Origin of the sequence: Pseudomonas sp. YQ_6 (assembly GCF_043103245.1) — a bacterium.
Lineage (GTDB): Bacteria > Pseudomonadota > Gammaproteobacteria > Pseudomonadales > Pseudomonadaceae > Aquipseudomonas > Aquipseudomonas alloputida.
In genome coordinates this window covers 21,837-37,427 of sequence record NZ_JBICJR010000007.1, presented here as the reverse complement: position 1 = coordinate 37,427, position 15,591 = coordinate 21,837, and the positions used below count along the sequence as shown (strand labels likewise).

Here is a 15,591-nt window from a genome sequence, read left to right as displayed (position 1 = left end):
CGGGATTAGAGGTCAATTTTCACGCAAGAGAGTTTACCGCCCACTTGGGAACCCTCTGAATATTTCTTTTGATCAAGAAGAACACCTCCCGTAACAATAGATTTCAGTGCGGCCGGCCCTAAATCTGCGATCTTTCGCCAGCCGGTTGTTGTCGGCTGTATATATGTTCTAATTGTGAACCACCAACTTTCGCCATCGGGACAGTGAGCCTCGGAGTACATTGTGATCAATGTACCCGACGGGGCGTTCTCGACTCGATACCAATACATATCGTCGTTTTTACAACCATTATTCGGAAAATTAAATTTATGAGGTCCATTCGGTTCTATTTCAATTGAGCAGGTGTTTCCAGCATCAGGCTCATCCTTACCACCCGCAAAATACACTTGTGCCGTGCTTTTCGCCTCGGAAGGATTGTCAAGTGCATAAACACCTGTCACCACTGACAACAAAGCCGAGAGCATACCAACGCACCACGCAGACTGGCAGAGTTTCATGATTACACTCCTTTCAATATATTTAACAGGCCGCCCGCGCAGCAGGCGGCCCATCCGCTTAAACTGGCGTGAACAAAGTATGGTCGATGTAGTTTCGATGACCGAGCGTAGTGGGGCCTCTGTAGGCGAAGCGCCGATAATGGGCATTACCCTGTCGATCCCGTAGCAAAACCACCAGGGATCTCGAAAGTTGATCACGCGTAGCGTTTTCTCCCCCGACGTAGTCGAAATCCATCACCCGATGATTAGTGATTACCAAGGTACCCTGTTCAAAAACATCGTCAAATACTGTTTTTTTCAGTTCCTCTCGGTTGGCCATGAGCTTTGACAAGTTCTCATCAAAGTCGATAGGGACGCTATTAGCCTCCCCTGAATTCCATTTAGCGGCGTCCTTGGCTTCGCTGTCCCGGAAGATAGAACCGGTAAAACTGAACATTACCTCGTTTTTGTTTTCGGACTCCCAACGAATCATGGAAGTGCTGATATGGGGGTCCGATGCGTTCCGCGCCAGAAACTCGATGGTTTCGAAGCTGCTGTTAATCAACTTGAGTATCCAGTAATCCTGCGTTACCAAATTATAATCGAACGCCGGGTCACCGGGTTCGTTCGGGAGACCCGTACTACCTTCTACACGCACGCGCGTCCAGGAATAGTTTTGTTCCCCGAAGACAGGAGGTGATTTGGGCGTTATTTCAATCGTGGCCCCCACGTTGCCGCTGTTATCATCGGATTGATAGGGCCCCCCCGCGTCGGCTAAGAACATACTGTAGAAGGTGGTCGCCTGCCCTGCCCGCGCCTTGGTATGAAGGTAGAGATCCTGCCGGGTTATCGCTTCTTCGTTTCTGGCAGGAAGCGCCTCGGCCAATTGCGAATACACCAAATCAAAACGGTTAGCCACACGACGGATACCCCAAACTCTCTTGTCGGCTGCATCCAAGCCGCCACTGGGGTTGTTGTGATCAGGCAGCGAAGCCACTTCCTGTTTATCTTGCTTGATGGTCAAGCCGATGGTGGCGCGTTCGTCTGCAGTCAATTTATAGTACTGGCCATCCACAGGCTCGGTTTCGATAACTACCTGCAGCCGTAAAGACTGGAACCCGTTCCTCAGCAGTTCGCCCTTGGCACCTTGCTCGGTCCCTCCCGGTACGGTGATGGTATAGCTCTTCAACCTGATCCAGGTGCCCTCTTCCACCAATTGCGCTTCGCCAAATTCGAGCAAGCTGTAGCCTGACGCCAGCACCACGCCATTCTCCACCAACTCGCAGGTCACGACACTGGCGCCCTGTTCTTCACCTGAAGGGGCGATATAGTTACCTTCGCCATCCAGGGTACCCGGGCCGATCAGTTTCCAGCGCCGACGTGCGTCTGGCAGTAATTCCGGGTCTCGCTCTATCAGCGGCACGACCTCACCTGGCTTCAGGCCGGTTGCACGTACAGGGTCGATGACCATCGATTGCAAACCATTGAGCATGACCAGTGTCGACATACGCTGCTGGCTGCCTGTGGCTTGCACTTGCTGGACAGTCAGCTGGCGCCGGCTGGCCGCCTTTTCGGCGGTATAGGAATTTCGGTGGCCGTGGGTCTGCGCAAGCTGACCGCGCGGATCTCCGAGCAGCGACCACTCGATATTGCCCCCCGGCATGGCCGCGCTCAGTGCAATCGGCGTGCGCGCGGCAAACACACCCACCCGCGGCGCGATCTGAACCTGCTCGAACTGCACGATCAGTTGGGTGGTCACGCGATGCGTTTCTTTACCATCGTCAGAATCAAGCTCGGCTGTAATAAAGATTGTCAGGCTGTGATGGCCAATATCCTCAAGCCCAACAGCCTGGTAAAGACCATCAGGGCCGATTTCACCATCGCCCACCGCCAAATGGCTCTGGCGGCTGCGGGCATACCATTGGCTGGCTTGCACCTCCTCCCCTGCCTGATCGCGCAGGGTAAACTTGACTGATCCGCCCGCAGGCACGGTAGTGGTGGGCGAGTCGATGGTATATAACGGGGGTACAGCGACAATGCTGCCAAACACTGCGAGGTCGTGCGGGGTATGCCGTTCGCGCTCCTCGAACTTGTGCAACGTCCCGAACAGTATCGATGCCAGAACATCCAGATTGTCGTCACTCACATGGCCTAGCAGGGCTTTGTCCACAACGATGGTCGCCGAATAAAGCTCGCTTCCGTCTTCGTCCAGGTCATCGGGAATCAGGTAGGGAAACGACTTTGGTATCTGGCCTGGCTGCGTATTTGCCCGCAACTGAATGAAGGTGAGTACCGCACCGTCGCCATAATTGTCCGCCCCCAAGACTTTGGCGCCTGGCGCCGGCTGGGTCAGGATAGTGAAGTTGACGGGCGACAAAGCCGAGTAGCCTGAGAAGTCAATCATGCCCAATTCGAACTGGCCTTGGTGCGCGGGTAACCGTTTGAACCAATCCAGCATGGCGGCAGTGATCAGGCCATTGAGGTGCTCGTCTTCACCCCCCAGGTTGCAGCTGAAACTGGACGCCTCCGCCAGGTCCAGCGTGACCCTCCCGCGCCGGTCGATCTCGCCGGTCACCAGCTTGAGGTCGACGTTCATCATCAGCGAATAACCCATGGACGCATCGATGATGAAGCGCGTCTGCAGGTTTTCTGCCAATGGCGATTGACGCCTGTAGACCCCGGCCAGGATAGGGAAGGTCAGCTGTGCTGTGGAGTTCTCCAGCGACGCATTGGCAAATGAAAGCAGCGGCGGGCCAAATTCGATCCCGCGCAACACGCTTTGTGTGCGGATATGGTCTTCATGGTCGACGTCTGCATTGAACAGCGGAACGAAACTCAACGCACTAAAACGCTGTTTGTATTGCTCGAGCAGCACCTCGTTAAGGCGCGCGCGGCTGAACGCCGCAACGGCCCCCCAACCTTCGGTAATGGGACGCTTGTCCATCCGCTGCAACACATAGGAAATGGGGTTTGACATGTCATTCTCCTGTCAGTGAACGCGAGTGGGTCATACCGAGCGCGTCTTCGATGCCAGCATCTGTTGGCACAAGGCAGTAAAGCGGTCGGGCTGCGAGGGCATGATCAGGTGCCCTTCAAAGCGCCCGTACCCCTCTGATTCATGGGAGGCAATCACCACAATGCCGGGGGATTGCGGCCCACTCTGCGCGGGCACGTACAGGCCGGTGTCAGGGTCGATTTGCCCCGTCCCCACTGCCAGGCGCCACTGTGCGGCCACCGGGTCTTTGTTCGAACCTACGTAAGCTTCAAATTGCATGCTGCCATCGCGCTTTGGTGCAGTGGCCAACTTCACCCTGAGCATGGGCTGCCGCAGGGTGACCAGCACATGTACGGCCTGCTTGCCGGCGGGCTCTTCGAGCTCCACCTCAAACGATTCCACCCAATAGGTTTGTTCTTCGTTCGAATCGGCTGCCTTGGCCATGTAGCGGCAACGACGCCCCTGGTCTTCTTCCAACTTCTCGCCGCTGTACTCAGGGTCAGGATTGACCATCGTCCATTTCAGCGGTTTGGTTTCGAGGGACGCTTCGTCCAGCACCCCTGCATTCAAAAGGCGCTGTGTGCCGGCTTGCATCACGGTGATGAATGGGTTGACCGTCAGTGGCTGGCGCAGCACCGTAACGACGGCAACGCTTCTCTGGCCCGCCTCGTTGGAGGCGATCACCAGCACTTGCCCCGAGCGCCTCTGCAAGGTGTGCGCAGGAGGTGCCCGGAATTTGCCATCGACGAAGCTGCCAGGGTCGGAAGGCCCGCCAGGGAGGGTTTCCAATGTCCAGGTCAGCGCCTCGTTGTGCGGGTTATCCACTATGAATTCATGGAAGCCGCCCGCGAGCACATTCACATCGTCATCGCGAATGCGAAACGCAGCATCGTGGCTCAGCGAACCCGAAGCCAACAGCGCACCGGGAAACGCCAGGTCGGCAGGGTTGAACTTTATGGTATGGCCACCCCCGATTGTCAGCGCTTCCATCCACTGCTCCGGGGCTGCAGGGTTGAGTTTTTTTGCAATCGCCAGCAGGATTGCCCGCTTCACCGCGTAGGCCGCAAAGTCCCCTGCCTGCAAGCGCAGTTCCTCGTATTCATCACCCTCGGGAAGGCCGCGCCGGGCATGGGCTTCCAGTGCTTCCGGCCAGGGGGAGAAAAACTGCCCTTCCAGCAAGCCCTGATCGTTTTCAATGTTGGGTAGCAAATAAAAACGGTGTCGCAGCGACAGGGCAAAATCCGCATTGAACTCCGAAGGTACCTCTTCACCCTTGGCTAGGCAGCTGAAGTCAATCGTGGCCTCGCCATGCCACTGCAAGGTGATCAGGTCCAGCTCGAAAGTGGCTGTAACCCCACCTGCCGCGCCTATCTGGAAGGGCTTGGCGGCAAAGATATATCCTTGGGACTCATAATTCGTAGGCGGTATCTGCAAGGTGCCCGCTTCAGCAACCACCTCGACAAGCCGCCCGTCTTCACTGCGGTAGCTGAAACGCCCCCCGTCCAACAGCTGGGTGAAACCAGCGAGGAAGGCATTACGGTGTAGCACACGTGCACTGAGCAACTGCACCGCATCTTCTGGCTCAGGCGGGTCTGGCAGCAGACGTGGGAAATCGCCATTGATATTGGGCAAGTCCCCCGCACTGCCATACTGCGAAGACGCAAACACGACCAAGGTGTCGCCCTTGTCCTGGGCATCCGCCTGTGTGGCAAGCTGGGCAACCCTCAATTCAAGCTCCGGTTGCCCCTGCAACCCCTTGACCAGCGGGTACTCAAGTTTTTCGGCTTCTACTGGCAATTGCTGACGCAACCAGTCACCCGCCAACAGTTGTTCGCTGTCGTGCTCACTCACTGCAAGGCGCATGTCTTCGCCTTTGGACACATCCAGCACCAATGCGCCATTCTTGAAATCTGCGCTGGCTTGTTGTTTAAGCTCAAGGCCTTGTAGCGCATCATGCTCGGATAGGCTGAGGACTTTATTGCCGCCTTCGGTCATGACCAGGGTTCCACCATGCAAGTTGGCCACCATTTCCAACCGGGTGCTCTCGTAACTCGCGCGATTAATGCCCACTTGTGGCCCTGACAACTGGTACCCTGCAAAGTGGTAAACGATATCGCTCATGTCGATTTCAAGCTGGCCAGATAAATCTGTAATTTCGTGTCCCTGGCTTAGATGGGTGGCATGGGTTTGCCGAAGCGCGGTATTGCCTGCGGTCAGGCACACGCCCGTAATACTGTCCCATTTCATCAGGTCCGGGTTATCGACCAACCAATCACCCAGCAATGACGGTTTGTTCATGCTCATGACGAATCTTCCTTTATACTTTGGGCAGTTGGAAAGCACCTACGCCGCGCACAGCATCCTCCAGCCTCGCCGGGGGCAAAGTTTGCACTACATACTGGTGAGAAACGCCGTAATAAACCGTATCATGCGTTGCTGATATCACAGCAAATGGATCACTGCTGGACGCATCATGGGTATAGATACCGGTATTGGGGTCGATGACACCTGAGCCGTACACTACTTTCCATTGGGCTTGAGCCGGAGTTAATTCAACGTTACCCACCTTGGCTTTCAATTGCACAGTGCCAGCCGCAACATCCACTTCACGCGTAATTTTCATTGGCAGCCCCGCATTGCCTTCGGTGATTACCAATGCGACGCGCGCGGTCTCCCCATCAGTGGAATCACTCAGCGTAATTTTATCGAGCGCGAAAGAGGCAAGCTCGTCAGGGTAGCCATCCAGGGGGGGCATCACTGCAGGGGGGGTATAAACTGCAGTCTTACCGTCGGCGGCCAACTGGCCATATTGAGGCGGCTCCCACTTCAAGTTCGTTACATCACCCAGGTAGCCGGCTCGCAAGTTGACCGTGGGGGGCGTGCTGTTGACCTGTGTCACATAGAGGAGCGGACTGATGTGCAAACCCGACCTCAAGACAGTCATCAGTGCCGAACTGCTGAAGTCGGTGTCTATGTGCCGCGCATTGACACGCAGCCGTACAAAGTCGCCATCGAAATCCGAGGCAGCCGGCGGTGTGTACAAGCCGGTATGTTCATCGATCGAACCAATCTGCCCGTTGGAAACAGAATCCAGTACAGGCTCGCACGTCCAGCGAATCAGGCCGGGGTGCGCCGGGACCGTGTTGAACTGCAAGGGCGCGCTTCCCGCCACCAGGGTATGTTGCATGGGATCGATGGCGAACGCGGTTACGGTCGGATTGACAGCGCCAAAGAAGACGAGATCACCAGGAGCGTAAAGAGACTGGCTGATAAGGGCATTGCCAAAATTAAGCTTGATGGTGTTATCGACCAATTCACGGAGGGGGCTGGTAAATTCAAAATTTGTCTCAAACGCTTCACGCAGGAGCACCTCAACACTTGGGGTTTCTACACCCTCAACCGCGCTGAATACAGCGTGCAGAAAACTGTGAATCTGAACAATCATGAACGAAAGATAAAACATCATGAGATTAACAATAATCCAGTAATCTTGATCAACTGGTGGCACCTCGGGAAATTTAATATTTCCAATCACAGGCGCCGGCGCATGAATCTCCTCCAGATTCAAAGCAACAAACTTCAAGGCAACACCTGAACTATCAAGCTCATATGAACAAATAAACTTATAGCTGAAATCATCCTGAGTGCGCCGGTAAAACTCAGAAGTATCTACCCAATCTTTATCCAACGTCCTGCCAATCATCCCTGTGTCATCATCAAGAGATATCGGCTCAATGGCCATTACACCTGTAACGTGCCACTCGATCTCTACCTCATCATCATTGATCGAAACTTTAAAAACCTTATCAAGCTTAATTACAACCTCATCCATGAAGACCTTAAAGGTCACGTTCAGTGTTCGCCCGAGCATATCTGGGTCTGTGGTGAATTTATGCTCTAGCGTCTGCGCTGCAATGCTCATCTCTCCACTTTTAGCCACAGCCCCTACTAACCTGCCCTCTTCGTCGTGAACAACGTCAAACTCGACGCCACGCACGACCGTTTTCAGGGATTCGACCAACTGTGCCAACATGATTCGCGAGGGTTCAACCAACACCGTCGCGTCATAGGACATGTCATTGGGAAGGAGGTAGCGAAAATCATTTCCAGGGATGTTCCCTTCTTCATCCCCTTCAAAGCGCACCATGGCCAGTACCGCGCCTTCGTCATCGTCTGGGTCGCGCTTGCGTGCCTGCGTGCGCAAGGCAAACGATTTGGCGCGCAGTAACGGATCACCACCTGCTTCTATCTGGCCAAGCGTAAACACACGTTCTGGGGCCTCCAGCCCGTCAAACTTTTGCTTGAACCACTCACCCACCAGCCGTTGCTCACCGGGGTCGTCTGATACGTTAATGCTGAAGTCGGAGCTTTCTTTCAAGTCAAGTCGCACGCGCCCCTCTTCACCTACCACGCCGGGCACGTTGGCCAGTAGCAGTTTCAGGTTAAGTTCCGGCCCCAGCAGCGGACTGGTTTCGCGTATTTCCCGAACTTCCCACTCCCCGGCTGCGTTACGCAAACCCAACTGTGTTCCCGACATGACCTGTGTGGTCAAGCGCGCGGTGGAATCGTTGGCGTCCCCGCCCAGGAAGCCCAATCGCGGCCAATCCAGGGTAAATTGGTTTAGTGCAAAACGCCGGTCCGGGCCATTCTCGATACTCCCGGTCAAGGGCTTGAGGTAAGAGTCTGTTTTGAACCGACGAATGTAAACCTGCAGCAGCAGACGATTCAGCTTTTCCCTGTCCATGAAAGAAATCATGCCCCACTTCAGGCTGCGCTTTTCCTCTAGCAGCCACGCATACAATTGTTCAAAGCTATATTCAGCCATGGTTCTATCCTCACAAAAATAACAAATCAGTGACATTCACCGATCACGAGTCATCTAACCAACACTTGCCGCAAGACCTGGAATTCAAGGCACTACCTTGAACTCGGCAGTCCGGCCTTGAACAAAGCTTGTACCCTCATCGAAACTGACTTTTACGTACACATGGAAATGAGTATTCTCCTCGAGCTTCAACAGATACTCCTTGCTCAGGCTCATTCGCAACCAACCCTCATTCCATTCATCCGCAGAGACCGGCTTGTCATCGCGTATCACTTCTTCTGGCAAGGAGGGCTCGCCCGGCTTTGACTTCCCCGTAACATAAACGCGTACAATCTGGCCCTGCGCGAAGAAAAGCCAGCTATTACTGTTCAACGTAAACGTTACACTATCGATAACCTGCGACACTGGAATGTCCGAGGTCGCAAAGTCCGGGCACTGAACCGCTCGAAAAGCATCGGATGTCAGTGGTTGAATTTTCAAGCCATAGGCAGGTGAGCGTTGCTCGCCATCATCAGCATCTTTAACGGTATAAAACACTTTGACCCGCTTGCCAAAATTGGCAGGTATCACAGCACGGGGAATCTGGAACTCCCAGGGATTACCGACAGTGGGTTTATCGGTTTGGTACTTACCTGTAGTACCAAACCCCTCCCAGTACATGGTTATCTTGCCATCATTGGTTTCCGACTCCTGCGGCACTCGGATTTTTGTCCCCAACGTCAAAAGACTCGGGCTGATGAAAGCGAATGAAACCATCTCTGGATCAACTTCCTCGCCCGGCTCAGGTTCTTGCTGTGTAGCATCCGGGTTGAACGGAGGCTTAAGAACCAACGGCTTCTTCAAGACAAAATCCAAGGGTGTGGAGTCGGCTGCCCCGCCCACCCTGGCCCATTGCCAAGTCAGCTTTACCGCTTCACCGATGTGTTCTTGCAACCATTGCGCCGGCACAAGAAAACGCAAGCGCTTGCTATCCAGAATTGAACGGTCTATACGCAGCATGTGTCGGCTAACCTTCTTGCTCACAGCCGTAAGCAGCAGTTCATCACCGTGTCGAATGCCGTAATCATCCACTTCAACCGGTAAGCCGTCCCCATACTTGGCCGGGTCGAGCCAGCCGCCACTGTGCCCCGGTATTACCGGGGGGGGCAAACTTGGCGACTGCCCCGCGTTTAGCTTGATGGTGAAGCGCTGGACCGGAGACTGGCTTATTCCACCGTTTTTATAGTTGACGGTATAGCTCAGCTCGCACCACCCACCGGCTATTAAAAACTTGATTTCGTCAATTACCCAAACCAATGGCTCGCCAGAGCCCTCACCCAGCTCTTTGGTGTAATTTTCGGAATTACCAAATTCGTCTTTCCATGAAAGCACAACGTTATCACCCGCCGTCATGAAGGGATAATGGGTGGTAACAACACGGCCATCTCCCTTCAAGCGTTCGAGGTCAATTACAAGACCGTCACTGTCCATAAAGTGCGGCGGCGGCAACATCAGAGCAGGCTCAACTTGCTTGTTGATATAAAAAAACAGCCGGCCGGATGACTCTTCCAGGGCCGGGCCTGGCATGACGTTACCCCGAATATCGGTTCGCGCGTATGAATAGAACGCATAGCCCTTGTCCAGGCCTTGCAGCAGGCTATTATCTATTTCAATCAAGAAACTGCCATCAGGCTCCAGATCAGTCACTTCTAGCGGGTTTGGGTCACGGTCGTGAATTTCCCCCAGTGCACCACACCCGAAAAAGCGCGGAGCGACGAAATGCCCCAGGTCTATTCCTGGGTACTTGATGTACGTTTTCAGCGCTTCAGCCCCTAAGTCATCAAGACTCAGCGAATCACCCTTCAATAACGGAATCTCGGGGCGCGGCAGCGCCGCAGTTGAAGCCATTAAGCCCTCGGATTGCTCGCCATGCCGCTTGCGAAGTTTCATTCGCTAATCCCCACCCTATTAATTGCTTTGATCAGCACTGATTTTAACTGCTGATCTCGATGGGGATTTTTTACACCTTGGCCCGCCTTGCCGAAACTAGCACTTTTAACAGGTGGCAACTGTTATGCCGTTTGCTAGTGTCCGTGCTTATGCATCCCGTACCTCACCCCTGGAGCGCTCTTCATCATGGCCACTGAATCCAGTATCAATTCCAATGCCTTCAATTTTTTCAATCACATGCAGAGCGGTGTTGACTCGCGAACGGGCCTTTATTCCTTTCAAATCGCCCTCTCCGCGTTTTACGGCAGTGACCTGTTGGCGCCTGAAATCGAATTGAACCTACGCTACAGCCAACTGAACACACAGGACCGCGGCTTTGGCAGGGGCTGGAGCCTGCCCACCACCGAGTTCGACCCTGCCCAGAAACGCAGGATCATTTCCCTGGCCAATGGCGAAACGTTCAAAGCCGACGGCCGTGTTGGCGCTACCAACCAGTTGACGATGTCGGAGAAAAAGATCGACACGTTCCACCTGTATGAGGACGCTGAAGACCGCTGGCGGGTGGTGCACCGCTCCGGCATGGTGGAAGTGCTCGAGCGAAAAGGTTCAAGCACGAATGGCAGGGCGGTGCCGACCCGCATCTTCAGCCGCCAGGGGCATTGGCTGAACCTGGAATACGGCACCCATAACGGCTTCCCGATGTTGACCAAGATCACCGACATGCGCGGCGTCACGCTGCTGGAGGCCGTTCGTAACGGTGATGTGCAGCTGAGGATGCCAACTGACACGGGTAACGCCACCTATACCATGGTGTTGGGCACCAACAACCGGGTAACCCGCATCGAACTGCCCACCGACAACCAGGCGAGCTGGCGTTTTTCCTATATCAGCGTCAGGAATGTCGATTGCATCAGCACGGTGTACACCCCTGCGGGCGGTTTCGAAGAACTGAAATACGATGATTACGGCCACCAGTTCCCGATCGGTTCGGGCCTGGACCCGCTGCCAAGGGTTACACAGCATGTGCAGCACCCAGGCAATAAGCAACCTCCGATCGACACGCGTTACACCTATTCCAGCAACGGTCACAACTTCCTGGGTGGCAATGCACCACTGGAGTGGATAGACGATGGCCTGGACAACCTGTTCCGCAAGGAAATCGACTATGACTATGCCACCACAGAGACACTCTGGGTGGATGAAAGGCCCGTACGCAGCACCGTCCGAGAGTTCAACAAGTTTCACCTGAACACCCGTGAAGCTGTGTATCGGGGCACCAAGCTGAACGCCGACAACACTGAAGTCATCGGCAATTTCATTGAAGAGAAAATCACGACATATAACCTGAAGCCCGGGCGCTTCGAGGAGCAAGTGAACGCCTGTCAGTACCCGATCAAAATCGAAACCCGTTGGCGGCTGCGCGATAGCGGCCGTCAACGCGTGGAAACCATCAGGGTCGAGTACGACGATCACGGAAATGTGTTGATGCAGCAAGCAGCGACCGGCGTCGTGGAGACAAACCGTTGGTACCGAAATGGGGATGCGGGTTACCCAGGCAATGCTGAAAACTTTGTGTGCGACCTACACACCAAAACCGTGACACCGGCGGCTGGGCACGGTGGAAACGCCCAGACACTGGTCACGACGCATACGTACAAACAAATCAAAGTACTGGCCAGCAGCAGCGAAGCGACCGGGCAGGAAAGCTGGTGTGCCCTTCATAGCGAAACACTGAGCCACAACGATCGCACACTGAAAGTCACGGCCTATGACTATCACGAGCAGGAAAATGAAGAAGTGCAACTGGCAGAGCCATTGCAACATGGTCGCCTGCAAAAACGCACCACGGGCTTCCCGAACCCCGCCTTTGGCGAGCCGGGCCAGCCTGAAATGCTGGAAAGCACTGTTGACTATGCCTACCAGTTCGAGACGCTCGATTGGGACAAGATGCACGACGAGCGCTTGCATGATTTGGCTCCAATTACCGTGCTGAAAACGGTGCATGACACCGTGGGGCATGACCAGGCCAGCATGCAGACCAGCGAAGGGCACTCACTGTTCTCTGGCGAACTGGTGCTGAGCAACGACGAGGACAGGGTAGAGAGACGCATCGTCACCGACAAACTGCACCGCAAGATCTTTGAAGTCGTGGCAGGGGGTGGCGCCAGCGAAGCGGTGCGCAGTAATGAGTATGCGCTTTGTGCCGAAGAGGGTGAGCAGGCGAGCCAGCGCTATACCTCACCTACATCCGTGATCACTGAAACGCGGTTCGATGGTTTGGGCCGCGTGCACCAGGTGCTGGCGAGCCATATAGACCCGACAAGGCCCAACGCTTTGTTCCAGGTCCAGGAACTGGTGCACGACGCCTGGGGACGCGAAATTGAAGACAGGCAGTACGACTGGCTGGAGGGCAAACCCTTCCCTGCCGACGTGCCGTACCTGGCCCAGCGATACCTGTACGACAACTGGGAAGGGCGCAGTGTGGTGATCCGCCACGACAACGTTCAGGAACACACGCTTTTCGACCCCACCGTGGAAGATGAAAACAGGAATGTGTGCAAGACCACATGGTTGCAGGTGGCGCAGCAAACGGAGAAAAGCGAGAAGGTCAGGACCTGGAGCAACGCGTTCGAGAAGGCGGTACGGATAGAACGCCTGAGCCCTGTCGATGTGATCGAGGCGGAACAGGTGATGCACTACGACGGCCTTGGCCGGTGCGTGAGCAAAATCGATGAACGCCAGTATGAGACAACATTCGAATACGACCCGTTCGGCCGCTTGAGTGCCAGCACGCGGCCAACCGAAACGCGTATCGAGCATCGTTATGCCCACCACACGGACGCCGAATGGTCGACCAGTATCACCGCCTTTTCCAACCGCGAGTCCGACCCTCCCTTCGAGGTGGGCAGCCAGTGCTATAACGGGGTGGGCAAGGTGACTTCGCGCACCATTGGCAAGCGCACCGAGGAGTTGCGGTACAAACCCGGCCAATCGAAACCAGCGGCCATGATCACCGGCGCGCGCGATACCATCAGCTACGAGTACAACCTGGCGCTCTCCCCTCTTCCTACCCATATGCGCGTGAATGCTGACGAAAAAGGCGACGAGTACATCTATGACCCGATCACAGCCAGGATGAAGGAGTCGCGCGGTGCCAACGGCAAACGGGTCTATCACTACAATGCGCATGATCAGTTGACCGGCGAAACCCTCGAAACGGCAGGCGATGTGCCGCGCACGGCCGAGTATGTCCGCACCTTCCACAACCGCCTGACATCGAGCAAAGATGCCGGGGGCATGACTGCCGTCCATGAATACGACGAGAAAGGGCTCATCACGGCGACACGCCAAGGCAACCTGCTGGCATGCTTCGGCTACAACGGCCTGGGCAGGCTGATATCCGTAACCAGCACCGACACAGTTAACAACAGCACACTGACCACATCTCTTGAGTACGACGACCATGGGCGTGAAAACAAGCGCACCCAGCAGCTAGACACAAGGCCTTTGCCTACGTTGACTCAGGTGTGGGGCAAGGACAATTTGCTCCAAAGCCGCGTATTGCACGACGGGCCCGGGCCTGATGATGATGTTGTGCTCGGGGAAGCATTCCGCTACGACCGGCTGGGGCGACTGAGCATGGTCGAATACAGCGGCCGCGAGATCCCCAAAGACGAGGCAGGCCGCACCCCCCGCCAACAGGCGTTCGATTACGACAGCATTGACAATATTCGTGTTTGCTTCACCCGCTTTGATGACGGCACCAGTGAGAGTGCGACGTATGAATACAACAAAGACGACCGTTTCCTGCTGAAATCGTTGACGCTCTCCACGAGCGGCAGTACGCCAGAAACCGTCACATTCTTCCATGATGCCAATGGTAACCTGACGGTCGACCAGCATGGCCGCGTGCTGGAGTACGACGAAGAAAGCCAGTTGTTGCAAATCAGAGGCCAAAGCCAATATCAATACGACGGTGAAGGGCAACTACTGACCAGCCAGACAGCCAGTGGCTCGCCAAGGCAACTGTGGTTCGACGAGAACCGACTGAGTCTGGCCATCCAGGACGGCAACTACACACGATTTAGCTTCCATGCCGATATACCACTGGCCCAGCAAAGCGATGCCCCCGCCAGAACATTGTTGCTGCAAACCGATTCCAGCCACAGTGTCATCGCCGAATGCGAAGCTGGCGCGGTTCGCGACATACGCTACAGCGCCTATGGTCAGCGGCACGTCACGGTGCCTGTCCACAGTAACTTGGGCTTCAACGGTGAGGCACTGGATGAAGGCAGTGACTGGTACCTGCTGGGGCGGGGCATGCGTGCCTATAATCCGGGGCTTAGGCGCTTCAACAGCCCCGATCCGCGCAGCGTGTTCGACACCGGTGAACTGAACCCCTACACCTACTGCCTGAACAACCCGATTGCCCTGCGCGACCCCAGCGGCTTGACTGCCACGGGCGACGGTGGCAGACCGCGGCGCCCTGACGAAGATGACCCTAACTGGCTGGGGCGCAGGAAGCCTGGTGGCGGCACATTGAACTGGATCATGTTGGGCCTTGGGGTAGCGCTTACCGTTGCAGCAGTATTTACCGCAGGTGCGTCACTGGCTGCGGTAGGGGCACTCGGCCCTGCCGCGGAAGCCGGGATGAGCGCTGCGACCATGGCCGTCAGAGCAGGTACCGCCGGTTTCGTGCAAAGATTATTGGTCAAGGTTGCAGCTACCACCATTAAAGGAACGCTCACGAACACCCTCTTTGCAGGGCTGTCCCTTGGCGGTACCGCAGCGCAGGCAGTTTCAGTCATCAACAACGATGAGGCGGCGGGAACGGCGGCAATGATTCTGGGTATAACAGCTGCCTCTGTAGCAGTTGGCAAAGTAGCATTCTCTGTGGGCAAGTTGGCTTTCTCTGGCAGCAAAGCGGTTAGTACAACGCCAACGGGTGCAGTGTCGGAAGTAGTTAACAATGCGGAGGACATTAGTGGTGCAGCTGCTGGCAGCGGCGAAGGGCCAAGTTTTTTATTAAGGAGTTTCATGGGAAGAAACTTTGGCTACGATCGCTTTATTTTTAGTGGTCTCTTTTGACTGAGCAATACAATCCACTCGTACTTGTTTAAAGCTGAAACAGCTCATTGTCAAACCACTGGCAGATACCACCTAAAAGCCCGCTCAACAAGTGCCTGCAGCCCGCCCCTGGGCTGCAGCATATAAACTGAGCCGGCTTTTTATTTACTTATTATCGACCCACCTAGCATTTTTACCAGTATCCACAACTTCCACTCCACGCTAGCCTTCTCTCACCAACAACCGGTAGCAGGCCAACCCGGCCCCTCCTTATCGTGATGTGTATGGGAGCACTTCGC

6 protein-coding genes are annotated in these 15,591 nt (G+C 55.2%); 1 reads left to right on the top strand and 5 read right to left on the bottom strand.

The genetic code is table 11. The features are described 5' to 3' along the window. Window positions 1-5 precede the first annotated feature (5 nt). The 5 genes from ACF8FG_RS02110 to ACF8FG_RS02090 form a co-directional block, all read right to left on the bottom strand. Window positions 6-497, bottom strand: coding sequence for a hypothetical protein (locus ACF8FG_RS02110; RefSeq protein ID WP_134698102.1), 492 nt, complete (start codon window positions 495-497; stop codon window positions 6-8). A 58-nt stretch (window positions 498-555) separates the two neighbouring features. Further along, window positions 556-3,453 carry a hypothetical protein gene (locus ACF8FG_RS02105; protein WP_019437422.1) on the bottom strand — a complete coding sequence of 966 codons (2,898 nt, stop codon included), beginning with the start codon at window positions 3,451-3,453 and terminating at the stop codon, window positions 556-558. Between the two features lie 30 nt (window positions 3,454-3,483). Next, window positions 3,484-5,775 (bottom strand): hypothetical protein, encoded by a 2,292-nt coding sequence (locus ACF8FG_RS02100; protein WP_019437423.1) that lies wholly within the window; start codon window positions 5,773-5,775, stop codon window positions 3,484-3,486. Between the two features lie 13 nt (window positions 5,776-5,788). Further along, a complete protein-coding gene (locus ACF8FG_RS02095) occupies window positions 5,789-8,296 on the bottom strand; it encodes a hypothetical protein (protein ID WP_019437424.1) in 2,508 nt (835 codons plus the stop codon). Between the two features lie 84 nt (window positions 8,297-8,380). After that, window positions 8,381-10,225, bottom strand: coding sequence for a hypothetical protein (locus ACF8FG_RS02090; protein ID WP_019437425.1), 1,845 nt, complete (start codon window positions 10,223-10,225; stop codon window positions 8,381-8,383). 186 nt (window positions 10,226-10,411) lie between these two features. Between ACF8FG_RS02090 and ACF8FG_RS02085 the strand changes: the two genes are divergently transcribed. After that, on the top strand, window positions 10,412-15,313 hold the full coding sequence (locus ACF8FG_RS02085) for an RHS repeat-associated core domain-containing protein (protein ID WP_019437426.1): 4,902 nt from the start codon (window positions 10,412-10,414) through the stop codon (window positions 15,311-15,313). Window positions 15,314-15,591: the final 278 nt, after the last annotated feature.

What these genes read in the sequence shown, in the direction of transcription:
- ACF8FG_RS02110 (WP_134698102.1), bottom strand. Translation starts at nt 497, where the DNA reads ATGAAACTCTGCCAGTCTGCGTGGTGCGTTGGTATGCTCTCGGCTTTG.
- ACF8FG_RS02105 (WP_019437422.1), bottom strand. Translation starts at nt 3,453, where the DNA reads ATGTCAAACCCCATTTCCTATGTGTTGCAGCGGATGGACAAGCGTCCC.
- ACF8FG_RS02100 (WP_019437423.1), bottom strand. Translation starts at nt 5,775, where the DNA reads ATGAGCATGAACAAACCGTCATTGCTGGGTGATTGGTTGGTCGATAAC.
- ACF8FG_RS02095 (WP_019437424.1), bottom strand. Translation starts at nt 8,296, where the DNA reads ATGGCTGAATATAGCTTTGAACAATTGTATGCGTGGCTGCTAGAGGAA.
- ACF8FG_RS02090 (WP_019437425.1), bottom strand. Translation starts at nt 10,225, where the DNA reads ATGAAACTTCGCAAGCGGCATGGCGAGCAATCCGAGGGCTTAATGGCT.
- ACF8FG_RS02085 (WP_019437426.1), top strand. Translation starts at nt 10,412, where the DNA reads ATGGCCACTGAATCCAGTATCAATTCCAATGCCTTCAATTTTTTCAAT.